The sequence below is a fragment of the Paracoccus aminovorans genome (assembly GCF_900005615.1).
GTDB classification, from domain to species: domain Bacteria; phylum Pseudomonadota; class Alphaproteobacteria; order Rhodobacterales; family Rhodobacteraceae; genus Paracoccus; species Paracoccus aminovorans.
In genome coordinates this window covers 162,501-186,555 of record NZ_LN832559.1, presented here as the reverse complement: position 1 = coordinate 186,555, position 24,055 = coordinate 162,501, and the positions used below count along the sequence as shown (strand labels likewise).

Genomic DNA, 24,055 nt, shown 5'->3' with positions numbered 1-24,055 from the left:
CCATGAGCGATGCGCTTTCGATCCAGAATGTCAGCCACGCCTTCGGCCGCTTCCAGGCGCTGAAGGACGTGTCGCTGACGGTGCCGCGCGGTGGTTTCACCGCGCTTCTGGGCGTCAACGGCGCCGGCAAGACGACGCTGTTTTCCCTGATCACCCGGCTTTACGACAACAACTCGGGCCGGATCGCGGTCGCGGGCCACGACCTGCGCCGCGAACCGGGGGCGGCGCTGGCCCGGCTGGGGGTGGTGTTCCAGTCCCGGGCGCTGGACGCCGACCTGACCGTGGCGCAGAACCTGGACTATCACGCCGCCCTGCACGGCATCCCCCGGCGCGAGGCGCGGGCCCGCGCCGCCGAGGTGCTGGCCCAGGTCGGCCTGTCGGATCGGCTGGACAGCAAGGTCTCGGCCCTGTCGGGCGGCCAGCAACGCCGGGCCGAGATCGCCCGCGCCCTGATCCACCGCCCCGAGATCCTGCTTCTGGACGAGCCGACCGTGGGCCTGGACGTGAAATCCCGGGCCGAGGTGGTGGCGCTGACCCGCGCCCTGACCCGCGGCGGGGTCTCGGCGCTTTGGGCCACGCATATCCTCGACGAGATCCGGCCCGAGGACGGGCTGGTCATCCTGCACCAGGGCCAGGTCCTGGCCCATGGCAATGCCGGGGACATCGGCGGCGAGGACCTGACCGCCGCCTTCCTGCGCCTGACCGGAGAGCAGGCATGAGCGCGCCGCCTCCGACCGGGCCGCGCCTGACCCCGCGCATGTGGCTGACCGCCTTCCTGGGCATCGCCCGGCGCGAGACTCTGCGCTTCGTCAACCAGCGCGGCCGTTTCCTGGCCGCGCTGGTGCGGCCGCTGGTCTGGCTCTTCATCTTTGCCGCCGGCTTCCGCGCGGTGCTGGGCCTGTCGATCACGCCGCCCTACCAGACCTATGTGCTTTACGAGGTCTACGTGACCCCCGGGCTTTGCGCGATGATCCAGCTCTTCAACGGCATGCAGTCGTCGCTGTCGATGGTCTACGACCGCGAGACCGGGGCGATGCGGACCCTGCTGGTCAGCCCGTTCCCGCGCTGGTTCCTTTTGGCCAGCAAGCTGGTGGCGGGGGTGATCGTCTCGATCATCCAGGTCTATACGTTCCTGGCCATCGCCTGGTTCTGGGGCATCGAGCCGCCGCCCATCGGCTATCTGGCGGTGCTGCCGGCGCTTCTGCTGTCGGGGCTGATGCTGGGGGCGATGGGGCTGTTCCTGTCCTCGGCCATCCGGCAGTTGGAAAACTTCGCCGGGGTGATGAATTTCGTCATCTTCCCGATGTTCTTCGCCTCGACGGCGCTCTATCCGCTGTGGCGGATGAACGAAAGCTCGACGCTGCTGCACGACATCTGCGCGGCCAATCCCTTCACCCATGCGGTTGAGTTGATCCGTTTTGCCCTTTACGCGCGCTTCGATCTTCTGTCCTTCTCGGTGGTGTCGGGTTGCCTGATCCTGTTCTTTGCGGGGGCCGTGTTCATGTATGATCCGGCCAAGGGGCTCTGGGCCCGGCGAAAGGGGGGAGCATGAGATACCTGGTTCTGGCGCTTTGTCTTGCCGCGACGGCGGCGCAGGCCGAAACCGGCACCGATCCCGACTGGCCCTGCGTCCAGCGCAAGCAGCCGCATCTGTCGCTGGGCCAGATGTGGACCGGGCCCGAGCCGGACGAGGCGGTGCGGGACCTGGCCCGCACGCCCGAGATCGCCGCCCTGGCCGAGCGGCTGGAACAGCGCCGCCTGCCGCTGGACCAGGCCCAGGCCGAGATCGCCGAATTTGCCGCGGCGGCGGACGACCGGCAGCTGACGGCGCTGATGGTCGCGGTCTTCGACCGCATCGACCCGCATCGCGCCGCGCTGATCGGTGGGATCGCGCGCTATGGCCACAAGCAGGTCGGCCTCGCGCAGCGGATCCAGGACCATCGCGACAAGATGGAGGCGATGCAAAAGGCCGAGAAGCCCGATTTCGATGCCATCGACGCCGAGGAAGAGCAGCTCGACTGGGACAGCCGCATCTTCCAGGACCGCCAGCAGTCGCTGACCTACGTCTGCGAGACGCCGGTGATCCTGGAACAGCGCCTCTTCGCCCTGGCCCGCGCCATCGCGGCCCAGCTGAAATGACCTCGCCGCCCGCCGTCATCCTGGCCGGAGGGCTTTCGACCCGCATGGGCGGCGGCAACAAGGGCTTGCGGCTGCTGGGCGGCGAGACGCTGCTGTCGCGGGTCATCGCCCGGCTGGCGCCGCAATGCGGACGGCTGGCGATCAACGCCAATGGCGATGCCGAGGCCTTCGCGGATTACGGCTTGCCGGTGATCGCCGACAGTTTCGGCGGCTTCGCCGGGCCGCTGGCCGGGGTGCTGGCCGGCATGGAATGGGCGGCGGCCGAGGGCGCGGATTGCGTGGTCAGCGTCTCGGTCGACACGCCTTTCCTGCCCACCGATCTGGTGCATCGCCTGGCCGAGGCGCGCGGTCGCAGCGGCGTCGCCGTGGCCGCCAGTTCGGATGAGTCGGGGCGGCTGCGCGACCATCCGACCTGCGCGCTGTGGCCGGTGGCGCTGGCCGGCGATCTGCGGGCAGCGCTGGAATCGGGGCTGCACCGGATCGGCCAGTTCGCGGCCGCCTACGATCCCGGCCGGGCGGTCTTCGACAGCCGGCCGCTGGACCCGTTCCTGAACCTGAACACGCCCGAGGACCTGGCCCGCGCCGCCCGGCTGGTCTAGGCGCCGTAGCGCCGCCACAGCCGGTGCAGCGCCAGGGCGACCGCCTTGGCGAAGATCACCGTCATCACCGACAACACCAGCAGCGCGGCAAAGACCAGGTCGGTCTTCATCCTGCCGTTGGCATGGATCATCAGCGCGCCCAGGCCGCGGGCGCCGCCGACCCATTCGCCGATCACCGCGCCGATCGGCGCGTAGACCGCTGCCAGCCGCAGCCCGGTGGCAAGGCTGGGCAGTGCCGCCGGGACGCGCAGGTGGCGCATGATGCGAAGGCGCGAGGCGCCCATCACCTGCGCCAAGTCCAGTGCCGCCTGCGGCGTGCGCATCAGCCCGTCCAGGAAGGCGCTGGCGACCGGGAAGAACACGATCAGCACGGTCACGGCGATCTTGGGCGCCATGCCGAAGCCCAGCCACAGCGTCAGGATCGGCGCCAGGGCAAAGACCGGGATGGTCTGGCTGAAGGTCAGGATCGGCCGCAAGACGCCGGCCAGCCGCTGCGAAAACCCCATCGCCACCGCCAGCGCCGCGCCAAGCGCCGCGCCGAGCGCGAAGCCCAGCACCACCTCGGCCAGGGTGAAGCCGGCATGGCGGGCGATCTCGGCCCGGTTGATCCATAGCGCGTCCGCCACCGCGACAGGCGAGGGCAGCAGGAAGGGCGGCATCTGCGCCAGCCAGATGATTCCCTGCCACAGGGCGAGCACGGTGACGATCAGGGCGGCGACGGTTCTCATGCCATCATTCCCCGCATCAGCCCGGCCTGGGATTGCAGCACTTCGGGGGCGTCATAGGGGCGGGCGGCGCCTTTCGGGCGCGGGCCGGGGACGGGCCATTCGCTGAGCCCGTCCTCGCGCAACAGCAGGATGCGGTCGCCGAGCCGCGCCGCCTCGGCCGGGTCATGGGTGACCAGCAGCACCGTGCGCCCGTCCAGCAGCCGCGCGGACAGGTCCTGCATCTGGGCCCGGGTGCGGGCGTCGAGCGCCGAGAAGGGTTCGTCGAGCAGCACCAGCGGCCGATCCTCGAACAGTGTGCGGGCCAGGGCGACGCGCTGGCGCTGGCCGCCCGAAAGCCTGGCCGGCAGGTGATGGGAGCGGTCCGCGAGGCCCACCGCCTCGATGAGATGCGCTGCGCGGGCGGCGGGGTCCGAGGGGGGCTCTGCCCCCCGCGAGGCCGACCCCTCGACGGGGTCGGCCTCGCGCCCCCCGGGATATTTCGGCACAAAAGAAGCGCGCGAGGTCCCGCGCAGGCGGGCGCCCAGCGTGACGTTGCCGGTCACGTCGAGCCAGGGGATCAGGCCTGGGTCCTGCGCCATCAGCGCCACGGGCTGGTCCCGGTTCACCTCGCCCTGGAAGCGGGCGCCGGTTTCCAGCCCGGCGATCAGCCGCAGGATCGTCGACTTGCCCACGCCCGAGGGGCCCAGCAGGCAGGTCCAGCTGTCGGGTGCGAGCGTCAGGTCGATCGGCGCGAAGAGCGGCGCCTGTTCGACCCAGGCCTGGCCCCGGACCTGGGCCGTCATGCCGTGCCCAGGCTCCAGAAGCCGGCTTCGAGCCGGGTGGCGGTGGCGAAGCGGTCGGTCAGCACCGCCCAGCGGGGGCTTTCGTCGAAGCCCTCGCCCAGCCGCTTGCGCAGCGCGCCATCCACCAGCGCGCCGGCCTGGCGGCAGGCCTCCTGGTAGTCGGCGCCGGCATAGGTGTCGATCCAGTCCCGGTAAGGCGTGTCGGGCGCGGCCTCGCGGGCCAGGCGCAGCCCGATTTCGCCATAGCCCAGCACGCAGGGCATCAGTGCCGCCAGGAGGTCCAGGAAGTCGCCGGAAAGTCCGGCATCCAGCACATAGCGGGTATAGGCGATGTTGGTGATCGCCTCGGGCGTGCGCAGCATCGCGGCCGTGTCGATGCCGGCCTCGGCGCAGGTGCGGACATGCAGCGACATCTCGTGGTCCAGAAGCACATGCACCGTGGCGGCACAGGCCCGCATCTCGTCCAGATCGCCGGCCTTGACCACGGCCAGGGCCCAGGCGCGGCTGAACTGGATCAGGAACAGGTAGTCCTGCACCAGGTAGGTCAGGAACGCCGACCGGGGCAGGGTGCCGTCCTTGAGCCCTTCGACGAAGGCATGGCGGGCATAGGCGTCCCAGTCCGGCGCCGCCGCGCGCCACAGGGCGAATGCGCGGCCGTAGCTCATTGCGCCGCCCCCACGTCGATGGCGAGATCGCCGACCGGCAGCACCGCGTCGATCAGCCCGGCCTGATGCAGGAACTGCTCGAACCGCGCATAGCGGCCCTGGTCCAGCGCCGCCGGCGATTGCGAGAAGCGCGGCAGCGTCTCTTTCCACGCCTCGGCGTTCAGCTCGTCCTTGAGATCGGGCGCGGTGGCCGAGAACAATTCCCAGGCCTCGTCCGGGTGGTTGACCATATATTGCGCGCCGCGTTCGACCGCGTGCAGCAGGCGGCGGGTGCGGTCCGGGTCCATGCGTTCGGGATTGGCGATGAAGATCAGCTCGTCATAGGTCGGCACGCCCTGTTCCTCGACGAAGAAGCACCGGCCCTCGGCGCCCTCCAGCCGCATCTGCGTCAGCTCGAAATTGCGATAGCCGCCGATCGTGGCGTCGACCTGGCCGGCGATCAGCGCCGGCGACAGCGACCAGTTCACGTTGACCATCTCGACATCCTGCATGGTCAGGCCGGCGGTCTTGAGGATCTGGCCGACCAGCGCTTCCTCGACGCCCGAGACGGAATAGCCGATCTTCCTGCCCTTGAGGTCGGCGATCTCTTGCACCGGGCCGTCGGCCTTGACCATCAGGCAGTTCAGCGGCGTCGCGACCAGCGTGCCGACGCGCTTGAGCGGCAGCCCCTCATGCACCTGCAGATGCAGCTGGGGCTGGTAGCTGATGGCGTAATCGGCCTTGCCGGCGGCGACCAGCTTCGGCGGATCGGCGGGATCGGCGGGGGCGACGACCTCGACCTCCAGCCCCTCGTCCTTGAAGAAGCCTTTCTCCTGTGCGACGACGATCGGGGCGTGGTCGGGGTTCACGAACCAGTCCAGCATCAGCGTGACCTTGTCCTGAGCCAGCACGGGCTGGGCCAGCAGGACGAAGGCGGCGGCAAGGGGCAGATGTTTCATCAGGCGTCGTCTCCAAGGGCTAGAAGGGTGATCTCGCCGTCCCAGCGGCGGGACAGCGCGTCGGCGGCGCGCCAGGAGCGCAGGCCCGAGCGGCAGGCCAGCACCACGCGCCGGCCGGGTTCGGGCAGCGGTCCGGTGGCGCCGTAGCCGGGAATGCGCAGAGCCTGCGGGGTGGCCTTGCGCGGCGCCTCGTCCTCGGGGCGCAGGTCGATGACCAGATCGGCCGAGCCGATTTCCTCGCGCGCGACGAAGCGCGGGCCATAGGTCTCGGGCGCCGTGTCGAAGCGGAACTGGCTGAAGCGGGTGCTGTCCAGGCGGACGAACTCGCCCAGGGGCGAGGGTTCCGTGCCCAGGATCAGCCGCAACGCCATCTGCGCCTGGATGCAGCCGAGCATGCCGACCACCGGGCCCAGCACGCCCGCCGTGGCGCAGGTCTGACCGCTGTCGGGCGGGTCGGGAAACAGGGCGCGCAGGCTGGGGGCGCCTCCGTTCCGCCTGTCTCCGCAGAAGCCGCCGACATAGCCCGAAAGTCCCAGCGCCGAGGCCGAGATCAGCGGCTTGCCCGCCGCGAGGCAGGCGTCCGAGAGCGTGTAGCTGGCGGCATAGCTGTCGGCGCAATCCAGCACCACATCCGCCGCCGCGATCAGCGCCGGCGCATTCAGCGGCGTCAGGCGGTCCACCAGCGCCTCGATTTCCACCGCCGGGTTCAGCCGGGCCACGGCCAGCGCGGCGGCGCGGACCTTGGGCTGGCCGATGTCCTTCATCCGATACAGCGGCTGGCGGTGCAGGTTCGATTCCTCGACCGTGTCGGGGTCGACCAGGGTGATGCGGCCGATGCCGGCGCCGGCCAGATATTGCAGCACCGGCACGCCAAGCCCGCCCGCGCCGACGACCAGGACATGGGCGGCCGCGATGCGTTCCTGCCCTTCGGCACCGACTTCGGGCAGCACCATCTGGCGGGCATAGCGATTCATGCCGTCACCCGCAGCCATTCGCGGATGCGGCCCTCGGGGTCGGGGTTCAGCGTGATGTCGGTCACCGCCGAGGCCAGGTCGGCGCCGGCGGCAAAGGCTTCGCGCGCGCGGTCCGGGGTGACGCCGCCGATGGCGACCAGGGGCGTCGCGCCGACCAGCTTGCGCCATTCGCGGACCCGATCCAGCCCCTGCTGTTCCCATTTCATCTTCTTCAGGATCGTCGGCCAGACCGGTCCCAGGGCGATGTAATCCGGCCGCTGCGCCAGCGCCCGGTCCAGTTCCGCGTGGTCGTGGGTCGAGATGCCCAGCCGCAGCCCGGCCCGGCGGATCGCGGGCAGGTCGGCCGTATCCAGGTCCTCTTGCCCCAGGTGGATGAAGTCGCAGCCCAGGTCGATGGCCGCCTGCCAGTGATCGTTGACCACCAGCGTGGCGCCATGTTCGCGGCACAGTTCCTGGCACAGCGCCAGTTCGCCCAGCAGCCGCGGCGCGGGCTGGTCCTTGATGCGGATCTGCACCAGTTTCACGCCCAGCGGCAGGGCGCGGCGCAGCCAGTCGCTGCTGTCGAAGATCGGGTAGAAACGCGGCAATCTCATCCCAGCACCGCCATGCCGAACAGGGGGGTCGAGGGCGCGGCCATGTCGCGGGCCTCGATCGGGTTCGCGCCATGGGCCAACTGGCCGGCCTCGATCGCCAGCGCCATGGCCCGGGCCATCGCCACCGGATCGCCGGCCTTGGCGACGGCGGTGTTCAGCAGGACGGCGTCATAGCCCAGTTCCATCGCCTGCGCCGCGTGGCTGGGCAGGCCGATGCCGGCATCCACCACCAGCGGCACATCGGGGAAATGCGCCCGCAGGCTGCGCAGGCCATAGGGGTTGTTCAGCCCCCGGCCCGAGCCGATGGGCGCCCCCCAGGGCATCAGCACCTGGCAGCCCGCGTCCAGCAGCCGGCCGCAGACCGACAGGTCCTCGGTGCAATAGGGAAAGACCTGGAAGCCGTCGTCGGACAGGATTCGCGCCGCCTCGACCAGCGCGATCACGTCGGGGCAGAGCGTGTCGTCGTCGCGGATCACCTCCAGCTTGATCCAGGGCGTCCCGAACAGCTCGCGTGCCATCTGGGCGGTGGTCACCGCTTCGCGCACCGAATGGCAGCCGGCGGTGTTGGGCAGGACGGGAATGCCCAGCTCCTTGATCAGGCGGTGGAAATCCTGGCCGGCGCCGCCCTCGCGCCGCAAGCTGACGGTGGCGATGCCGGCGCGCGAGGCGCGGAACGCCTCGGCCATGATCGCGGGCGAGGGGTAAAGCGCCGTGCCCAGCATCAGCGGGCTTGCGACCTCGGTTCCGTAAAAGATCGGCATCTCAGCCCCCCTGCATCGGCGCCACGACTTCCAGCGCGTCGCCATCCTTCAGCGTGGTGCCGGGCCGGGCGGCGGCGGGCAGGAAGGCGCCGTTCAGCGCCGTCGCCACCTTGGCCTCGGCCAGCCCAATCTGGGTCAGCGCGTCCTGCACGGTCGGGCCGGCCAAGTCGTGCGGCGCTCCGTTAAGGGTGATCTTCATCCATGAACTCCGGTTTCCGGCCCTCGAGAAGATAGTCGGCGGCCATGCGGGCCACGGCGGGGGCCAGAAGATAGCCGTGGCGGTAAAGGCCGTTTGCGTAAAGCGTGCCGCCGCGCCGGCGCAGGCGGGGCAGGTTGTCGGGAAATGCCGGGCGGGCATCGGCGCCGAGTTCCAGGATCTCGGCCTCGGCAAAGCCGGGATGCAGGGCATAGGCGGCGGACAGCATTTCCACCGCCGAGCGGGCGGTGACGCGGTATTTGCCGCCGGTTTCCAGCATGGTGGCGCCGATCATGTAGATGCCATCCCCCCGCGGAACAAGATATAGGGGTATGCGCGGATGCAGCAGCCGGATGGTGCGGGTCAGGGCGACCTCGGGGCAGCGGATCACCAGCATCTCGCCGCGCACGCCGCGCAGGTCGGCAAGCTGGTCCCGCGCCGCGAGACCGCGCGCGTCTACGACCAAGCCCGTGGGCGTGCCCTCGGTTTCGATGGCGACGCCCTGCGCCCGAAGCCGGTCGCGCAGGGTCAGCAGCGCGGCGCGCGGGTCCAGATGCGCCTCGGTGGCGAAATGCAGCCCGCGCGGAAAGCGGCCGGCCAGGTCGGGCTCCAGCGCCGCAATTTCGTCGCCGTTCACGGCCCGATGCGCCTGGGTCAGGCGGGCGAAGCGGTCCAGCTCGGCCCGGTCGCGCGAGGGCGCCAACACCAGCGTGCCGCGCCGCGTGACCTCGGCGCCCTGCGCCTGCCACCAGTCGGCCGCATCGAGCCCCAGGCGCAGCACCGCCGGTTCGGCGCTTTCGGCCTCGCAATAGGGGGCCAGCATGCCGCCGGCGCGCCAGCTGCAAGCCTGCGCCCCGGGCTTGCCCGCCGGATCGATAAGTCGCGACGGCATCCCCCGCGCCGCCAGTTCCGAGGCGATGCAAAGACCCATGACGCCCGCACCAAGGATTGTTATTCGGGTCAATTTTCGTCCCACATCTTGTAGAAGTGATGCACCGGACCGTGGCCCAACCCCACGCAAAGCCCGTCGGCGCGGGCGATGGCGCCTTGCAGCCAACCATGGGCCTGCGCGACCGCATCGGGGACCGTCAGCCCCTGCGCCAGCCCCGCCGCAATGGCCGAGGACAGCGAGCATCCGGTGCCGTGGGTGTTTCGCGTCGCCTGACGCGGCGCGGTCAGGGTCAGGGGATCAGGACCGACCAGCAGGTCGGTGCAGCTGTCCCCGCTGCCATGGCCGCCCTTGATCAGCACGTTTGTCGCGCCAAGGGCTTGCAAGGCCTCGCCCTGGCGCAGCATCTCCTCGGGCGTGGTGGCAGGATTTTGGTCCAGAAGGCGCGCGGCCTCGGGCAGGTTCGGGGTCAGCACCGTCGCCAGGGGCAGCAGTTGCTCGCGCAGCGCCGAGACGGCCTCTTCCGCCAGCAGCGCATCGCCCGATTTCGCCACCATGACCGGATCCAGCACCACCGGCACCGGATTGTCCGCCAGCAGCGCCGCCAGACGGTCGGCGACGGCCGTGATCACATCCGCGCCGCCGACCATGCCGATCTTGACCGCCCGCACCTCCAGATCGCCGAAGACGGCGTCGATCTGCGCGGTGACCATGGCGGCGGACACGGGTTCGACCGCGGCGACGGTGCGGGTGTTCTGCGCGGTGATCGCTGTGATCACAGAGGCGCCATAGACCCCCAGCGCCGAGAAGGTCTTGAGGTCGGCCTGGATGCCGGCGCCGCCGCCGCTGTCCGAGCCGGCGATGGTCAAAGCGATGGGATGCGATCCCGGCATGGTCGGCCTTTCCAAGTGGCGGGCGGACCGGCGGGGGCGGGAACGGGCTGTCGGCGGGTCGATGATCCTGCCGCGGCACTCTACCCTTCCCTACGCCGGCATCACCCGGATCAGGTTCGATGGGTCGGCGCCCCGCGCCTCTCAGCCCCGTGCAGGGCCCCCCAAGTGTATGAGTCGTGGCCAGACACTAGGGTCCGCGCCGGGCTTTTGCAACCCCGGCTCAGTCCCGGCCGAACAGGTCGCGGGTATAGAGCTTGTCCTGAACGTCGGCCAGTTCGGGCGATTGGCGGTTGGCGATGATCAGGTCGGCCTGGGCCTTGAAGGTATCGAGGTCGCGCACCACCGGGCTGTTGAAGAAATCGTCCTGCGCCAGCACCGGCTCATAGACGATGCAGGGGATGCCCTTGGCCTTGATCCGCTTCATGATGCCCTGGATCGAGCTGTCGCGGTAATTGTCCGAACCGGCCTTCATCACCAGCCGATAGACGCCGACCAGCCGGGGTTTGCGGGCGATGATCTCCTCGGCGATGAAATCCTTGCGGGTGCGGTTGCTGTCCACCACCGCCGCGATCAGGCTTTGCGGCACCTGGTCGTAATTGGCCAGCAACTGCTTGGTGTCCTTGGGCAGGCAATAGCCGCCGTAGCCGAAGCTGGGATTGTTGTAATGGTCGCCGATGCGGGGATCGAGGCCCACGCCCTCGATGATCTCGCGCGGGTCGAGGCCGCGGGCCACGGCATAGCTGTCCAGCTCGTTGAAATAGGCGACGCGCATGGCGAGATAGGTGTTCGAGAACAGCTTGATCGCCTCGGCCTCGGTCGAGCCGGTGAAGAGGACCGGCATGTCCTTGCGGATCGCGCCCTCGACCAGCAGCCGGGCCAGGCGATGCGCCGCCGGGCCGTGGTCGCCGACGACGATGCGCGAGGGATGCAGGTTGTCGTGGAGCGCCCGGCCTTCGCGCAGGAACTCGGGCGAGAACAGGATGCCCGCATAGCCGGTCTCGTCCCGCATCCGCTGGGTGAAGCCGACGGGGACGGTGGACTTGACGACGATGGTGGCTTGCGGCGCATGGCGGCGGGCCAGCGCGATCACGCTTTCGACGCTGGAGGTGTCGAAGCGGTTCGAGCGTGGGTCGTAATTGGTCGGCGTGGCAACGATCACGAATTCCGCGCCGGCCAGCGCCTGGGCCGCATCGCCGGTCGCGTGCAGCCTCAGCGGCTTTTCGGCCAGCCAGGCCGAGATCTCGGAATCCTCGATGGGCGAGCGGCGGGCGTTGACCTGGGCGACGCGGGCCGCGTCCACGTCCAGCGCCATGACCTGGTGATGCTGTGCCAGCAACACCGCGATCGACATGCCCACATAGCCCAGTCCGGCAACCGCAATCGTCATCTGTTCCGCCTTCCTGCGTTCCGATCCGGCTTAGCACGGGTTTCGGCCTTGCAGAAGCGGCCGCTTGTCCGGGCGGCGCTTCGGCGCCTTTGCCATGGATCACGCGCCCTTTCGCGATTAGATGGCGGCAGAAGAGCCCGAGGCGATGTGAGGCAGGCCATGAAAAACGTGATCTTCGACCTTGGCGGGGTGCTGATCGAATGGGACCCGGCCCTGGCATTCGCCGATGTCTTCACCACGCGGCACCAGGCCGAGGCCTGGATGGACCGCATCGGCTTTGCCGCCTGGAACCGGCTGCAGGACGGCGGGCGCAGCTTCGCCGAAGGCCTGGCTGCCGCCCGCGCCGACCATGGCGACGACGCGCGCCATCTGGCCGGCTATCTGGCGGGCTTTCCGGTCACCATCGAAAAGACCGTCCCCGGCAGCTGGGAGATCGCCGAGGCGCTGCTGGCGCGGGACGTGCCGCTGTACGCGCTGACGAATTGGGCGGCCGAGACCTGGCCCCATGCGCTGGATCTGCATCCGCGGCTGGGCGATCTGTTCCGCGACATCCTGGTTTCGGGGCAGGTGGGGGCGCTGAAGCCCATGCCGGCGATCTATCGCCTGCTGATGGACCGCAACCGGCTGGAGGCCGGGGACTGCATCTTCATCGACGACAGCCCGGCCAATGTCGAGGGCGCCAGGGCGCTGGGCATGGATGCGATCCTGTTCACCGGGGCCGAGGCGCTGGGCGTGGAACTGGCGCGGCGCGGGCTGTTCTAGGGTGGTCCTGACAATTTCCTGACGGTGCGGGTCAGCCTGCTGTCAGCCGGCGCGGGATAGGCCGGCGGCACCGGGCGTCCCAGGCCCATGCCCGTTCGCGGGCGGGCCGCGGGCGACTGGGAAGCACCCCGATCAGGAAATCCCGTGTGAGACTCGTCGTAACCCTGTCCTCGATTCCCTCCCGCTTTGCCGCGCTGGGGCCGACGCTGCGCTCGGTGCTGGACCAGCAGGTGCCGCCCGACGAGGTGCGGCTTTACATTCCCCGGCGCTATCGCCGCTTTCCGGGTTGGGACGGCAGCCTGCCCGAGGTACCGCAAGGGGTAAGCCTCTGCCGCAGCGACGAGGATTACGGCCCCGCGACCAAGATCCTGCCGGCCGTGCGCGATTGCGCCGGCCAGGATTGCGCGTTGCTGCTGTGCGACGACGACCGCATCTATGATCGGGGCTGGACCGCGCGCTTCCTGGCGGCGCAGCGCGCGCATCCCGATTGCGTCATCGCCGAGGCGGGCGGCTTCGTTCCCGGCTATGGCGGCACCGCCACGCCCCGCGCCCTGCCGCGCCGCAAGGGCTGGGGATACCGGCTGTTGCGGCTGGCAACGCTGGGGCTGGCGAAGCCCTCGCCCTGGCTGCGATCGGGCCATGTCGATGTGTTCAAGGGCTATGGCGGCGCCTTGCTGCGCCCGGAATTCATGCCGGAAAGCGCCTTCGACATCCCCGACCTGCTCTGGACCGTGGACGATCCCTGGCTGTCGGGCAACCTGGCGCTGAACGGGGTCAGGATCTGGCTGAATGCCGAAGGCAGGGTGCCGGGCGAGCGCCGGGTGGCCCGCCGCGACGCGCTGCTGCAATTTTCCTGGCAGGGCAAGGGCCGGGGGCCGGCCAACGGCGCCTGTTACGAGTGGTTCCGCCGCGAGCGCGGCCTTTGGGAACCGCCCGGCGCGGCCTCCTAGCCCACCAGCTTCGCGACCTGACGCAGCGCCAGCAGATAGCCGTTGATGCCGAAGCCGGCGATCACGCCCTCGGCGCGCAGGCTGACATAGGAATGGTGGCGGAAGCTTTCGCGCTTGTGGACGTTCGAGATATGCACCTCGATCACCGGCCCGTCGAAGGTGTTCAGCGCATCCAGGATCGCGACCGAGGTATGGGTGAAGGCGGCGGGGTTGATGACGATGGCCTTGGCCTTCAGCCGGGCCTCGTGGATCTTGTCGATGATCGCGCCTTCGTGGTTCGACTGGAAGAAGTCGACGGTCAGCCCCAGCTCGACCCCCAGCGTCTTGCAGTCGCGCTCGACGTCGGCCAGCGTGGTGCTGCCATAGATTTCCGGCTGGCGCTGTCCCAGCAGGTTCAGGTTGGGGCCGTTCAGGACATAGACGGTGGTCATGGCGCTCTCCGCAAGGCTGGTGGCAATCTAGCCCAGTTCGGCGGGAAAGATAGAGCCGATGTCGCAGGCCGGGGTCTCGGCATCGCCGGCTTGCGGTGATACGGATGTGATGACGCCGCTTCTGGAAACCGGGGGCGGTGATGCGGCAAGATGGGCCGTGCTCGACACGTTGAAACTTTGCGGCCGGATCGAACCGGTTGCCCGGCATCGCCACGAACGGATGACCGGCGCACCCCTTCCCGATCCCGGCCGCCGCCGGAAGAGGTCGCCCGAATGCGCTTTGCCGCCGTGATGCTTGCCGTCCTGGCCGGGACCGCCCCCGCCTGGGCCGAGAACCGTGCCGTCATCATCGGCAATGCCAATTACGAAAGCGCGCCCGACCTTGCCGGATCGGACACGGCGGCGCTGGCCAAGGCGCTGCGGGCGGCGGGCTTTACCACTCAGGACGGGGTCGACCTGACTGGCGAGCCACTGCGCCGCACGCTCGAGGCGCTGGCCCGTGCCGACGACCGGCCCGGCGCGCGCATCGTGGCGCTGAACGGCCGCTTCCTGCATGACGCGGGCGAGACCTGGTTCATGGGCACCGATGTCGGCCGGCCCGGGCCGCTGAGCGCCGGAACCCAGGGCGTGCCGCTGTCGCTGGTGATGCGGCTGATGGCCGGCGGCGATCCCGGCGCGGTGCTGATCCTCGGCACGGACGCGCAGCAGTCGCCGCATGACCCGGGGTTGGCCAGCGGCATCGGCCTGACCGAGGCGCCCGAGGGGGTTTCGGTCCTGACCGGCACGCCCGAGGCCGGGGCCCTGGCGCTGGCCGAGCTGCTGCGCGGCGGCTCTCTGGCCCAGGCGGCGGCGCTGGACCGGGCGCTGACGCTGCTGCCGGGCAGCGCCGGCGACCTGGTGCCGCTGGGTCGCGCCGGCAGCCAAGCCGAGGATCCGCTGGCCGGGGACCGCGACGCCTGGGCCAGGGCCGCAGCCGCCGACAGCGCCGCCGCCTACCAGGCCTATCTGCGGGAATTTCCCCGCGGCCTTTATTCCGCAGCCGCCCAGGAACGCCTGGCGCAGGTCCGGGATGCCGCCGCGGGCCGGAACGCCGATCGCGATGCCTGGGCCGAGGCGGCGGCCGAAAACCGTGCGGCGGGCTACGAGGCCTATCTGAAACGCTTCCCCCAGGGCCGCTACGCGCAGGCGGCACGCGACCGGCTGGAGGCGCTGCACCCGCCCCGCCCCACGCCGCAGCCCCAGGTCTCGCCTGCCGCGGCGGCCGAACTGGCGCTGGACCTGGGCCCGGCCGAGCGCGCCACGCTCCAGCGCCGGCTGGCGCGGCTGGGGCACGCCTCTGGCAGCGCCGACGGGGTCTTCGGCAGCCGCAGCCGCAAGGCCATCGCCAGCTGGCAGCGCGCCAACGGCCTGGCCCCGACCGGCTATCTCAACCGGGCGCAGATCCAGAAGATCGCAAGCCAGAGCCAGCGCGCCGAGGACGAAGTCGCCGCCCGCGACCGCGCCTATTTGCAGCAGACCGGCGCCAAGGGCGATGCCGAGGGCCTGCGCGCCTATCTGAAGCGCTATCCGGACGGGCTGCATGCCGAGACCGCGCGCCGCCAACTCGCCGGCCTTCCCGGGCAGGGGACCCAGCCCGACACGCCCCGCGGCGAAGAGCCCACCTGGCAATGGGCCCGCCGGCAGGGCTCGGCCGCGGGCTATCAGACCTATCTGGACCGCTTCCCGCGCGGCCCGCATGCGGCCGAGGCGCGCGACCGGCTGGCCACCCTGCGCGCCGGCATTGAGGCCGCCCGCCGCGAAGAGGATTCGCTGCGCCTGAACCCCTCGACCCGGCGGCTGGTCGAGGAAAGGCTGCGCCTGGCCGGGATGCGGCCGGGGCCGGTCGACGGCCAGTTCACCGCCCAGACCCGCGACGCGCTCCGCCGCTACCAGGCCGCGCGCAACCTGCGGGTGACGGGCTACCTGACCCAGCAGACGGTCGCCAGCCTGTTGCAGGACGCGGTGCTGCGCTGAATTCCAGAGGGATAGATTCCATGCAATTTCCGATAATGGCCGCCGCGATGGTGACCTTCGCCGGCGTCTGCATCGCGGTGCAGGCGCCGATCAACGCGGCGCTGGGCCGCGGCTTGCAAAGCCCGCTGGCGGCGGCCGCGATTTCCTTCGGGGTCGGCTTCGCCATCCTGGCGCTGGCCGCCCTCGGCCTGGGGCAGGGACGGGCCTTCCTGCGCGCCGGTTCGATGGAATGGTGGATGTGGGCCGGCGGCATGCTGGGGGCATTCTACGTCTGGACCATGGTCTGGACGTTGCCGCGGCTCGGCGCGCTGACGGCGCTTTGCGCGCTGGCGCTGGGCCAGATCCTGGCGGCCATCGTCCTCGACCGCACCGGCGCCTTCGGCCTGCCGCTGCGCGAGATTTCGCTGCCGCGCGTGCTGGCGGCGCTGATGGTCGGCGGCGGCCTGATCCTGTCCCGCTTCTAGCGCTTCTTTTGTGTTCAAATATCCACGGGGGCGTGGGGGCAGTCGGCCCCCACCAGCGACCGTGCCAACCGGAACGGCAGAACGCCCGCCGCACAACCGCGCGACGGGCGTTCAGATTCGGCGATCAAGCCGCGGATCAGCCCTGGCGGGCCTTGAAACGCGGGTTGGTCTTGTTGATCACATAGATCCGGCCCTTGCGGCGCACGACCTGGCAATCGCGGTGACGGCTCTTGAGCGAGCGGAGCGAATTGCGAACCTTCATCGGTCTTCTCCTATCGCGGCGCATCGCTAGGTCGCGCCTTGAAAACGAAATACCGCCGGCAGGCACCGGCGGCGCGAAACAGAATGGTGGGCGGTACTGGGATCGAACCAGTGGCCACTACGATGTCAACGTAGTGCTCTACCGCTGAGCTAACCGCCCCCCGAACAGACGATCCCGCGGGAAAACCCGCCGCATCGCCTTGGTCCGCGTGTCTATAGCCACCTCTCCTGGGGGTTTCAAGCCCTCAATCGACGGTTATTCCCGCTTGCGGTTCGCAGGCGAATGGCTTTCAGTCTGTATGCCCGGAACGGGCGCCGGTTGCACGCGCGGAACCGCAGGATGAACAGCGAAGACAGCGTATTCGATCTGAGACGGCCAGACCATTGGCAGAGCGGGGTGATCTTTGCCTCGCCGCATTCCGGCTGCACCTATCCCGACTGGTTCCTGGCCGAATCGCGGCTGGATGCGCAGCAGCTGCGCTCGTCCGAGGACGCCTTCGTGGACCAGCTGATCCTGCCGGCGCTGGACCATGGCGCGGCGGTGCTGACCGCGCGGGTGCCGCGCTGCCTCGTGGACCTGAACCGCGGCCCCGAGGAGATCGACCCGCTGGTGGTCCAGGGCGCGCTGCCGCGGGCGATGAACCCGCGAATCATGGCCGGGCTGGGGGTGATTCCCCGCGTCGTCTCGCAGGGGCGCAGCATCCACGACCGGCCGATGCCGCGGGCCGAGGCCGAAAGCCGGCTGGACCGGTTCTGGCACCCCTATCACCGCGCGCTTGCCGGTCTGATCGACGAGGCGGTGGGCCGTTTCGGCGGCGCCGTGCTGATCGACATGCATTCCATGCCGCGCGATGCCCTGGCGCATCTGCCGCGGCCGCGCCCGGACATGGTGCTGGGCGACCGCAACGGCGTCTCGGCCGCGCCCCGGATCAGCGCCGCGGTGGCCGAGGCGGTGGCGGGCGAGGGGTTCCGGCTGCGCCGCAACTCGCCCTTCTCGGGCGCCTATATCACCGCGACCTACGGCCGGCCGCGCGGCAACGTCCATGTCGTGCAGCTGGAACTGGACCGCTCGCTCTACATGGATGAGGGCCGGATCGAACCGCGCGCCGATTTCGCCCTGTTCCGCGCCCGCTTCGCCCGGGTCCTGGCCCGGCTGGCGCAGCTGCGGCCGGATGCCGGCGACACGGCCATCGCCGCCGAATAACGAAAGGACCGCCGATGCCGCCCGAACTTTCCGACCTTCTCAGCCGCAATATCGCGCTGATCGTCCTGGCGGTGGTGATCTTCCTGGCCGTCAGCCGCGCCGTCCGCATCGTGCCGCAATCCGAGAAATACGTCGTCGAGCGCTTCGGCCGGCTGCATTCGGTGCTGGGGCCGGGGATCAACTTCATCGTGCCCTTCCTCGACCGGGTGGCGCACAAGATCTCGGTGCTGGAACGGCAGCTGCCGACCTCGCGCCAGGATGCGATCACCGCGGACAACGTGCTGGTGCAGGTCGAGACCAGCGTCTTCTATCGCATCATCGAGCCGGAAAAGACCGTCTATCGCATCCGCGACGTCGATGCGGCGATCACCACCACGGTCGCCGGCATCGTGCGGTCCGAGATCGGCACGATGGAGCTGGACCAGGTGCAGTCGAACCGCGCCCCGCTGATCGAGCGCATCCGCGAATCGCTGGCCAATATCGTCGACGATTGGGGCATCGAGGTGACGCGGGCCGAGATCCTGGACGTGAACCTGGACGAGGCGACCCGCGCCGCCATGCTGCAGCAGCTGAACGCCGAACGCGCCCGCCGCGCCCAGGTCACCGAAGCCGAGGGCCGCCGCCGCGCGGTCGAACTCGCCGCCGACGGCGATCTTTACGCGGCCGAGCAGCAGGCCAAGGCCAAGCGCATCCTGGCCGATGCCGAGGCCTATGCCACCAATGCCATCGCCGTCGCCATCCGCGACGGCGGCATCGAGGCCGCACAATATCAGGTGGCGATGAGACAGGTCGAGGTGCTGGCCGAGGTCGGCAAGGGCCAGGGCAAGCAGACCCTGATCGTGCCGGCCTCGGCCGTCGAGGCGCTGGGCGATGCCTTCAAGCTGTTCCGCGGCGCCAGGCCATGATGAACGGATGGATCTGGATCGTCGTCGCCCTGCTGCTGGCGGCGCTGGAGCTGGTGCTGCCGGGATGGTTCTTCCTGGGCGCCGCCCTTGCCGTGGCGCTGATGGGGCTGGCGCTGCTGATCGGGATCTGGACCGGCGGGCTGCCGCTGGCGCTGGTGGTGACGGCGCTGCTGACCGGGGCGATCTGGCTGGCCTTGCGCCGCATCTTCGGCACCAATCGCGGCGAGGTGCGGCGCTGGACCCGCGACATCAACGACAACTAGGCTTCATCGGCGCCAAGCTGGTGCTGACCCATGCCGGCTGCCTGTTGGCCTGCCTGCGCGACGATTTCGACCATATCCCCTTTCCGGCGCATTGGGACCTGCCCGGCGGCGGCGCCGAGCCGGGCGAGACGCCGGTGGATTGCGCGCTGCGCGAGCTGCAAGAGGAGTTCGGCCTGCGGCTTTCGCCCGACCGGCTGCAGGGCAGGGTTTTTGCTGCCTGGAACGACCCCGGCCGACAAAGCTGGATGTTCCACGGCGAGCTTTGCCCCGAGGAAATCGCCGCCATCCGGTTCGGTGACGAGGGGCAGGAATGGCGCATGATGCCTGTCCAGCAATTCATCGCCCATCCCCGTGCCGTGCCGCATTTCCGGCAGCGGGTGCGGATGATCCTTGCCGAGGCCGGTGCGGATATTTGAGAATCGGCGCCGGCCTTGCATGATCCGCCCCGTATCGTATGGGCAAGCCAGCATGGAGCATGTCATGTCCGGGATGCAGCTTTACCGGCGCGGCGGCTGGGGCTCGGCCATCGTCGAGATGCAACTGGCACATTACGGCATCGGCTTCGAGCCGGTCGAGGTCGCCGACCTGTTCATCGACCAGAAGGCGCGCGCGAGACGCTGATGCGCATCAGCCGGGCCGGCTGATCCCGGTTCTGGTGCTGCCGAACGGGCAGGTGATGTCCGAAAGCGCCGCGATCACGCTGCATCTGGCCGCGCTGACCGGGCGAGACGACCTGGTGGCCGGGCCGGATAAGCCCGAGCGGGCGGCGTTCCTGCGCCGGCTGATTTTCCTGGTGGCACAGGCCTATCCTTGCTTCACCTTCGGCGACGATCCGGCACGCTTTCTGTCCGAGGCCCCGGCGCAGGCGGAACTGGGCGAGGCGGTCGCGGCGCGGCTGCAAGAGCTGTGGACGGTGCTGGACGGCGTCGCCGGCGCGCCGTGGTTTCCGGGCGAGCGGTTCTCGGCGCTGGACAACTATGCGGCGGCGATCACGAACTGGAAGCCCGGCCCGAGTGGTTCCAGGCCAATGCCCCGAAGATCTGGTCCATCGCGCAGGCCGCGGCGGCGCGGCCGGCAATCACGCCGGCTTGGCGGCGCAATTTCGCCTGACTACAGCGCGGCGAGCTCCGCCTGGATCGCTTGCGCAGCGGCGCGCGGGTCGGCGGCCTGCCAGATCGGTCGGCCGACCACGATATGATCGGCGCCGTTCGCGATGGCGGTGGCGGGCGTCTCGATCCGTTTCTGGTCGCCCGCGTCCGCGCCCGCCGGCCGCACCCCGGGGGTGACGATCAGCCGGCCCGCCGATTCGGGCAGGGCGCGGATCAAAGCGGCCTCGCGCGGGCTGGCGATGACGCCGTCGGCGCCGGCCTCGAAGGCGCGGGCGGCGCGGGTGGCGACGATCTCGGCCACGTCGCCCGGCACCATCAGCCCGGCATCCAGGTCGACGCGGTCCAGCGAGGTCAGGATCGTCACGGCCAGGATTTTCAGCCCCGACCCGCTTGCGCCCTGTTTCGCGGCGCGCACCACATGCGGGTCGCCGTGCACGGTCAGGAAGTCGAGGTCGTATTGCGCGATGCCACGGACCGCCGCCTCGACCGTGGCGCCGATGTCGAAGAACTTCATGTCCAGAAAGATGCGCTTGCCGTGTTCCTGCTTCAGTTCGTTGGCCAGCGCGAGCCCGCCTCCGGTCAGCATCCCCAGCCCGATCTTGTAGAAGCTGGCGGCGTCGCCGATCTTCTCGGCCAGCTCCAGCCCGGCCAGCGCATTCGGCACGTCCAGCGCCACGATCAGACGGTCATCCATGTTTCACCCAAGGCTGCGACAAACGGCGCGGTTATAAGGGGGAACCGGCCGTCTTGAAACCCCGTTTGTCCTTGCCCATGTCACAGGCAGACCCGAGCCGGGCCGTGCCAATGCGGGCGGTCCAAAGCGGGGGCTGAGGAAAGGAATTTCATATGGATATGGAAAAATTCACGGAACGCTCGCGCGGCTTTCTGCAGGCCGCCCAGACCATCGCGATCCGCGAGGAAAACCAGCGCGTGATGCCCGAGCATCTGCTGAAGGCGCTGATGGACGACGACCAGGGTTTCGCCAGCAACCTGATCGCGCGCGCCGGCGGCGATGCCCAGGCGGTGCGCCAGGCCGTGGATATGGCGGTGGCGAAACAGCCCAAGGTCAGCGGCGGGCAGGGGCAGGTCTATGTGGACCCCTCGATGGTGCGCGTGCTGGACGAGGCCGAGAAGCTGGCCAAGAAGGCGGGCGACAGTTTCGTTCCGGCCGAGCGGGTGCTGACCGCGCTGGCCGTGGTCAACACCAATGCCCGCGATGCGCTGACCGCCGGTCACGTCACCGCGCAGGCGTTGAACGCCGCGATCAACGACATCCGCAAGGGCCGGACGGCCGACAGCGCCAGCGCCGAGGACAGCTATGAGGCGCTGTCGAAATACGCCCGCAACCTGACCGAGGCCGCGGCCGCCGGCAAGATCGACCCGATCATCGGCCGGGACGAGGAAATCCGCCGCGCCATGCAGGTGCTTTCCCGCCGGACCAAGAACAACCCGGTGCTGATCGGCGAGCCCGGCGTCGGCAAGACCGCCATCGCCGAGGGCCTCGCGCTGCGCATCATCGACGGCGACGTGCCCGAATCCCTGCGCAACAAGCAGCTTTGGGCCTTGGACATGGGCGCCTTGATCGCCGGCGCGAAATATCGCGGCGAGTTCGAGGAGCGGTTGAAGGCCGTCTTGAAAGAGATCGAGGATGCGGCGGGCGAGATCGTGCTCTTCATCGACGAGCTGCATGTGCTGGTCGGTGCCGGCAAGACCGACGGCGCCATGGATGCCGCGAACCTGATCAAGCCCGCGCTTGCGCGGGGCGAGCTGCATTGCGTCGGCGCCACCACGCTGGACGAATACCGCAAATATATCGAAAAGGACGCGGCCCTGGCCCGGCGCTTCCAGCCCGTGATGGTGCTGGAGCCGACGGTCGAGGATACGATCAGCATCCTGCGCGGCATCAAGGAAAAGTATGAACTGCACCACGGCGTGCGCATCAGCGATGCCGCGCTGGTGGCGGCCGCGACGCTGAGCCATCGCTACATCACCGACCGCTTCCTGCCCGACAAGGCCATCGACCTTGTCGATGAGGCCGCGAGCCGGCTGCGGATGGAGGTGGACAGCAAGCCCGAGGAACTCGATGCGCTGGACCGCCAGATCCTGCAAATGCAGATCGAGGCCGAGGCGCTGAAGAAAGAGGACGACACCGCCAGCAAGGATCGCCTTGAAAAGCTGGAAAAGCAGCTGTCCGAACTGCAGGAACGTTCGGCCACGATGACCGCCCGCTGGCAGGCGGAACGCGACAAGCTGGAAGGCTCGCGCAACCTGAAGGAGCAACTCGACAAGGCCCGGGCCGAACTGGACCAGGCCAAGCGCGAAGGCAACCTGGCCCGGGCCGGCGAGCTTTCCTATGGCATCATCCCCGGCCTGGAAAAGAAGCTGGCCGATTCGGAAGGCCCCGACGAGGGCCCGATGGTCGAGGAAGCCGTCCGCCCCGAGCAGATCGCCGAGGTGGTCGAGCGCTGGACCGGCATCCCCACCAGCAAGATGCTGGAGGGCGAGCGCGAGAAGCTGCTGAAGATGGAAGAAGTCCTTGGCAAGCGCGTCATCGGCCAGTCCGAGGCGGTAACGGCGGTCTCGAACGCCGTCCGTCGCGCGCGAGCTGGGCTGAACGATCCGAAACGGCCGCTGGGCAGCTTCCTGTTCCTGGGGCCGACCGGCGTCGGCAAGACCGAACTGACCAAGGCCATCGCCGAATACCTGTTCGACGACGACTCGGCCATGGTCCGCATAGACATGTCCGAATTCATGGAAAAGCATTCGGTCTCGCGGCTGATCGGCGCGCCTCCGGGCTATGTCGGCTATGACGAGGGCGGCGTGCTGACCGAGGCCGTGCGGCGGCGCCCCTATCAGGTGGTGCTGTTCGACGAGGTCGAAAAGGCGCATCCGGACGTGTTCAACGTGCTGTTGCAGGTGCTGGACGACGGTCAGCTGACCGACGGCCAGGGCCGGACGGTGGACTTCAAGCAGACGCTGATTATCCTGACCTCGAACCTGGGGGCGCAGGCGCTGTCGGCGCTGCCGGACGGCGCGGATTCGAGCCAGGCGCGGACGCAGGTGATGGACGCGGTGCGGGCGCATTTCCGCCCCGAGTTCCTGAACCGACTGGACGAGATCATCATCTTCCACCGGCTGACGCGCGAAAACATGGACGGCATCGTCAAGATCCAGCTCTGGGGCCTGGAAAACCGGCTGGCGCAGCGCAACATCCATCTGGACCTGGACGAGGATGCGATGAAATGGCTGGCGGACGAAGGCTATGACCCAGTATTCGGTGCCCGGCCGCTGAAGCGGGTGATCCAGCGCAGCCTGCAGAACCCGCTGGCCGAGATGATCCTGGGCGGCGAGGTGCTGGACGGCCAGACCGTGCATGTCGGCGCCGGGCCCGAGGGGCTGATCGTCGGCAACCGGGTGACCGGGGTGCATCTGGGCGAGGCGGGCGAAAACGGCCCGCGCGCGCCGCTGCACTGAACCCTGAAGGGCGGCCCCGGCGGCCGCCCTTTCCTTCGCTCACGCGGAATTTCATCGGTCCGGACCGCGTCCGGTGGCATCATGGCCGGGCTTTCCAGGAAAGGATGCGCGATGAAGCTGAGATGGTCCGACGTGACGCCCCAGGCGGATTTCCTGAACCGCCGGACTTTCCTCGGTGCTGGCCTGGCGATGCTGGCGACCCCGGCGCTGGGGCTCAGCGGCAAGCCTTCGGGCTTTTCGACCGACGAGAAGCCGAACAGCTTCGAGGACATCACCAATTACAACAATTTCTACGAATTCGGCACCGGCAAGACCGACCCGGCCGACTATGCCGGTAGCCTGAAGACCGCCGGCTGGCAGGTCGCGATCGACGGCATGGTGGACAAGCCCGGCAGCTACGGGGTCGAGGACCTGGCGCCCGACTCGGCGCTTGAGGAGCGGGTCTATCGCCTGCGCTGCGTCGAGGCCTGGTCGATGGTCATCCCCTGGCTGGGGGTGCCGCTGGCCTCGGTACTGGCCAAGGCCGGGGTGCAGCCGGGGGCGAAATACGTGGCCTTCCGCACGCTCGAGGATCCGGCGCAGATGCCGGGGCAGCGCAGCCGCATCCTCGACTGGCCCTATCGCGAGGGGTTGCGGCTGGACGAGGCAATGCATCCGCTGACCATCCTGGCGACC

At 69.4% G+C, this 24,055-nt stretch carries 31 protein-coding genes, 1 tRNA gene and 1 riboswitch (1 of these 33 running past the window's edge); of the genes, 17 read left to right on the top strand and 15 right to left on the bottom strand.

The window, feature by feature from the left end; all coding sequences use genetic code 11:
• The first annotated feature begins 2 nt into the window (after positions 1-2).
• From JCM7685_RS00960 to mobA, 4 genes are read left to right on the top strand one after another with little or no spacing between them, the layout of a single operon-like run.
• Positions 3-719 carry an ABC transporter ATP-binding protein gene (locus JCM7685_RS00960; protein WP_074968513.1) on the top strand — a complete coding sequence of 239 codons (717 nt, stop codon included), beginning with the start codon at positions 3-5 and terminating at the stop codon, positions 717-719.
• Positions 716-1,552, top strand: a complete 837-nt coding sequence (locus JCM7685_RS00955; RefSeq protein ID WP_074968511.1) for an ABC transporter permease — start codon at positions 716-718, stop codon at positions 1,550-1,552. The genes JCM7685_RS00960 and JCM7685_RS00955 overlap by 4 nt, the downstream gene beginning before the upstream one ends.
• Positions 1,549-2,139 (top strand): hypothetical protein, encoded by a 591-nt coding sequence (locus JCM7685_RS00950; RefSeq protein WP_074968509.1) that lies wholly within the window; start codon positions 1,549-1,551, stop codon positions 2,137-2,139. Before JCM7685_RS00955 ends, JCM7685_RS00950 begins: the two co-directional genes overlap by 4 nt.
• On the top strand, positions 2,136-2,738 hold the full coding sequence (gene mobA / locus JCM7685_RS00945; RefSeq protein ID WP_074968505.1) for a molybdenum cofactor guanylyltransferase MobA: 603 nt from the start codon (positions 2,136-2,138) through the stop codon (positions 2,736-2,738). The genes JCM7685_RS00950 and mobA overlap by 4 nt, the downstream gene beginning before the upstream one ends.
• Here mobA and JCM7685_RS00940 read toward each other — a convergent pair.
• The 11 genes from JCM7685_RS00940 to JCM7685_RS00890 form a co-directional block, all read right to left on the bottom strand.
• Positions 2,735-3,466 (bottom strand): ABC transporter permease, encoded by a 732-nt coding sequence (locus tag JCM7685_RS00940; protein WP_074968504.1) that lies wholly within the window; start codon positions 3,464-3,466, stop codon positions 2,735-2,737. The genes mobA and JCM7685_RS00940 overlap by 4 nt on opposite strands.
• The gene (locus JCM7685_RS00935; protein WP_074968503.1) at positions 3,463-4,248 is read right to left on the bottom strand and encodes an ABC transporter ATP-binding protein; all 786 of its coding nucleotides are present in this window, start codon (positions 4,246-4,248) and stop codon (positions 3,463-3,465) included. The genes JCM7685_RS00940 and JCM7685_RS00935 overlap by 4 nt, the downstream gene beginning before the upstream one ends.
• On the bottom strand, positions 4,245-4,913 hold the full coding sequence (locus JCM7685_RS00930; protein ID WP_074968502.1) for a TenA family protein: 669 nt from the start codon (positions 4,911-4,913) through the stop codon (positions 4,245-4,247). The genes JCM7685_RS00935 and JCM7685_RS00930 overlap by 4 nt, the downstream gene beginning before the upstream one ends.
• Positions 4,910-5,851, bottom strand: a complete 942-nt coding sequence (locus tag JCM7685_RS00925; RefSeq protein WP_074968501.1) for an ABC transporter substrate-binding protein — start codon at positions 5,849-5,851, stop codon at positions 4,910-4,912. Before JCM7685_RS00925 ends, JCM7685_RS00930 begins: the two co-directional genes overlap by 4 nt.
• The gene (locus tag JCM7685_RS00920; protein ID WP_074968500.1) at positions 5,851-6,825 is read right to left on the bottom strand and encodes a HesA/MoeB/ThiF family protein; all 975 of its coding nucleotides are present in this window, start codon (positions 6,823-6,825) and stop codon (positions 5,851-5,853) included. Before JCM7685_RS00920 ends, JCM7685_RS00925 begins: the two co-directional genes overlap by 1 nt.
• A complete protein-coding gene (locus JCM7685_RS00915) occupies positions 6,822-7,418 on the bottom strand; it encodes a thiamine phosphate synthase (RefSeq protein WP_074968493.1) in 597 nt (198 codons plus the stop codon). Before JCM7685_RS00915 ends, JCM7685_RS00920 begins: the two co-directional genes overlap by 4 nt.
• Positions 7,415-8,179 (bottom strand): thiazole synthase, encoded by a 765-nt coding sequence (locus JCM7685_RS00910; RefSeq protein ID WP_074968491.1) that lies wholly within the window; start codon positions 8,177-8,179, stop codon positions 7,415-7,417. Before JCM7685_RS00910 ends, JCM7685_RS00915 begins: the two co-directional genes overlap by 4 nt.
• Position 8,180: 1 nt before the next feature.
• Positions 8,181-8,378, bottom strand: a complete 198-nt coding sequence (thiS, locus tag JCM7685_RS00905; RefSeq protein WP_074968490.1) for a sulfur carrier protein ThiS — start codon at positions 8,376-8,378, stop codon at positions 8,181-8,183.
• Positions 8,362-9,339 (bottom strand): FAD-dependent oxidoreductase, encoded by a 978-nt coding sequence (locus JCM7685_RS00900; RefSeq protein ID WP_074968489.1) that lies wholly within the window; start codon positions 9,337-9,339, stop codon positions 8,362-8,364. Before JCM7685_RS00900 ends, thiS begins: the two co-directional genes overlap by 17 nt.
• Complete coding sequence (gene thiD / locus JCM7685_RS00895; protein ID WP_074968488.1) at positions 9,336-10,157, bottom strand: bifunctional hydroxymethylpyrimidine kinase/phosphomethylpyrimidine kinase; 822 nt, start codon at positions 10,155-10,157, stop codon at positions 9,336-9,338. Before thiD ends, JCM7685_RS00900 begins: the two co-directional genes overlap by 4 nt.
• 70 nt (positions 10,158-10,227) lie before the next feature.
• A riboswitch (TPP riboswitch) is annotated at positions 10,228-10,331 on the bottom strand.
• A 46-nt stretch (positions 10,332-10,377) separates the two neighbouring features.
• A complete protein-coding gene (locus JCM7685_RS00890) occupies positions 10,378-11,544 on the bottom strand; it encodes a nucleotide sugar dehydrogenase (protein ID WP_074968487.1) in 1,167 nt (388 codons plus the stop codon).
• Positions 11,545-11,703: 159 nt separating this feature from the next.
• On the opposite strand from JCM7685_RS00890, the gene JCM7685_RS00885 reads away from it, so the two are divergent.
• Together JCM7685_RS00885 and JCM7685_RS00880 are read left to right on the top strand one after the other, a co-directional pair.
• Positions 11,704-12,306, top strand: coding sequence for an HAD family hydrolase (locus JCM7685_RS00885; protein ID WP_074968486.1), 603 nt, complete (start codon positions 11,704-11,706; stop codon positions 12,304-12,306).
• A 146-nt stretch (positions 12,307-12,452) separates the two neighbouring features.
• Positions 12,453-13,256: a hypothetical protein gene (locus JCM7685_RS00880; protein ID WP_083412780.1), complete on the top strand. Its 804-nt coding sequence runs from the start codon at positions 12,453-12,455 to the stop codon at positions 13,254-13,256.
• Here JCM7685_RS00880 and aroQ read toward each other — a convergent pair.
• Positions 13,253-13,687, bottom strand: coding sequence for a type II 3-dehydroquinate dehydratase (aroQ, locus tag JCM7685_RS00875; RefSeq protein WP_074968481.1), 435 nt, complete (start codon positions 13,685-13,687; stop codon positions 13,253-13,255). The two genes, JCM7685_RS00880 and aroQ, sit on opposite strands and share 4 nt — an antisense overlap.
• Before the next feature lie 58 nt (positions 13,688-13,745).
• Here aroQ and JCM7685_RS19765 point away from each other — a divergent pair, with 58 nt between their 5' ends.
• Genes JCM7685_RS19765 through JCM7685_RS00865 form a run of 3 tightly spaced genes read left to right on the top strand, consistent with a single transcriptional unit; the run spans position 13,746 to position 16,164 of the window.
• Positions 13,746-13,979, top strand: a complete 234-nt coding sequence (locus tag JCM7685_RS19765; protein WP_172413067.1) for a hypothetical protein — start codon at positions 13,746-13,748, stop codon at positions 13,977-13,979.
• Positions 13,961-15,700: a peptidoglycan-binding protein gene (locus JCM7685_RS00870; protein ID WP_074968479.1), complete on the top strand. Its 1,740-nt coding sequence runs from the start codon at positions 13,961-13,963 to the stop codon at positions 15,698-15,700. Before JCM7685_RS19765 ends, JCM7685_RS00870 begins: the two co-directional genes overlap by 19 nt.
• Positions 15,701-15,720: 20 nt before the next feature.
• Complete coding sequence (locus JCM7685_RS00865) at positions 15,721-16,164, top strand: DMT family transporter (protein ID WP_074968477.1); 444 nt, start codon at positions 15,721-15,723, stop codon at positions 16,162-16,164.
• A 136-nt stretch (positions 16,165-16,300) separates the two neighbouring features.
• Here JCM7685_RS00865 and ykgO read toward each other — a convergent pair whose 3' ends face one another.
• Both ykgO and JCM7685_RS00855 read right to left on the bottom strand, forming a co-directional pair.
• Complete coding sequence (gene ykgO / locus JCM7685_RS00860; protein ID WP_011746405.1) at positions 16,301-16,426, bottom strand: type B 50S ribosomal protein L36; 126 nt, start codon at positions 16,424-16,426, stop codon at positions 16,301-16,303.
• Between the two features lie 84 nt (positions 16,427-16,510).
• Positions 16,511-16,585: transfer RNA gene (locus JCM7685_RS00855), tRNA-Val, on the bottom strand.
• A 180-nt stretch (positions 16,586-16,765) separates the two neighbouring features.
• Between JCM7685_RS00855 and JCM7685_RS00850 the strand changes: the two genes are divergently transcribed.
• The 6 genes from JCM7685_RS00850 (at position 16,766) to JCM7685_RS00830 (ending at position 19,995) form a co-directional block, all read left to right on the top strand.
• A complete protein-coding gene (locus tag JCM7685_RS00850) occupies positions 16,766-17,629 on the top strand; it encodes an N-formylglutamate amidohydrolase (protein ID WP_074968475.1) in 864 nt (287 codons plus the stop codon).
• Between the two features lie 14 nt (positions 17,630-17,643).
• Positions 17,644-18,534 carry an SPFH domain-containing protein gene (locus JCM7685_RS00845; protein ID WP_074968473.1) on the top strand — a complete coding sequence of 297 codons (891 nt, stop codon included), beginning with the start codon at positions 17,644-17,646 and terminating at the stop codon, positions 18,532-18,534.
• The gene (locus JCM7685_RS00840) at positions 18,531-18,797 is read left to right on the top strand and encodes a hypothetical protein (protein ID WP_074968471.1); all 267 of its coding nucleotides are present in this window, start codon (positions 18,531-18,533) and stop codon (positions 18,795-18,797) included. The genes JCM7685_RS00845 and JCM7685_RS00840 overlap by 4 nt, the downstream gene beginning before the upstream one ends.
• Positions 18,798-18,817: 20 nt before the next feature.
• Complete coding sequence (locus JCM7685_RS00835; protein ID WP_083412776.1) at positions 18,818-19,213, top strand: NUDIX hydrolase; 396 nt, start codon at positions 18,818-18,820, stop codon at positions 19,211-19,213.
• Between the two features lie 64 nt (positions 19,214-19,277).
• A complete protein-coding gene (locus JCM7685_RS20125) occupies positions 19,278-19,418 on the top strand; it encodes a hypothetical protein (protein ID WP_231964669.1) in 141 nt (46 codons plus the stop codon).
• Between the two features lie 55 nt (positions 19,419-19,473).
• Positions 19,474-19,995, top strand: a complete 522-nt coding sequence (locus JCM7685_RS00830) for a glutathione S-transferase family protein (RefSeq protein ID WP_231964668.1) — start codon at positions 19,474-19,476, stop codon at positions 19,993-19,995.
• Here JCM7685_RS00830 and pyrF read toward each other — a convergent pair.
• A complete protein-coding gene (pyrF, locus tag JCM7685_RS00825; RefSeq protein ID WP_074968470.1) occupies positions 19,908-20,600 on the bottom strand; it encodes an orotidine-5'-phosphate decarboxylase in 693 nt (230 codons plus the stop codon). The two genes, JCM7685_RS00830 and pyrF, sit on opposite strands and share 88 nt — an antisense overlap.
• A 152-nt stretch (positions 20,601-20,752) precedes the next feature.
• On the opposite strand from pyrF, the gene clpB reads away from it, so the two are divergent.
• Positions 20,753-23,380, top strand: coding sequence for an ATP-dependent chaperone ClpB (gene clpB, locus JCM7685_RS00820; RefSeq protein WP_074968468.1), 2,628 nt, complete (start codon positions 20,753-20,755; stop codon positions 23,378-23,380).
• A gap of 111 nt (positions 23,381-23,491) precedes the next feature.
• A protein-coding gene (gene msrP / locus JCM7685_RS00815; RefSeq protein WP_074968467.1) for a protein-methionine-sulfoxide reductase catalytic subunit MsrP crosses the window boundary here: on the top strand, positions 23,492-24,055 show its 5' portion. 333 nt of this gene lie beyond the right edge of the window; 564 of the gene's 897 nt are visible here — the first part of the coding sequence; it begins with the start codon at positions 23,492-23,494; the stop codon falls past the right edge of the window.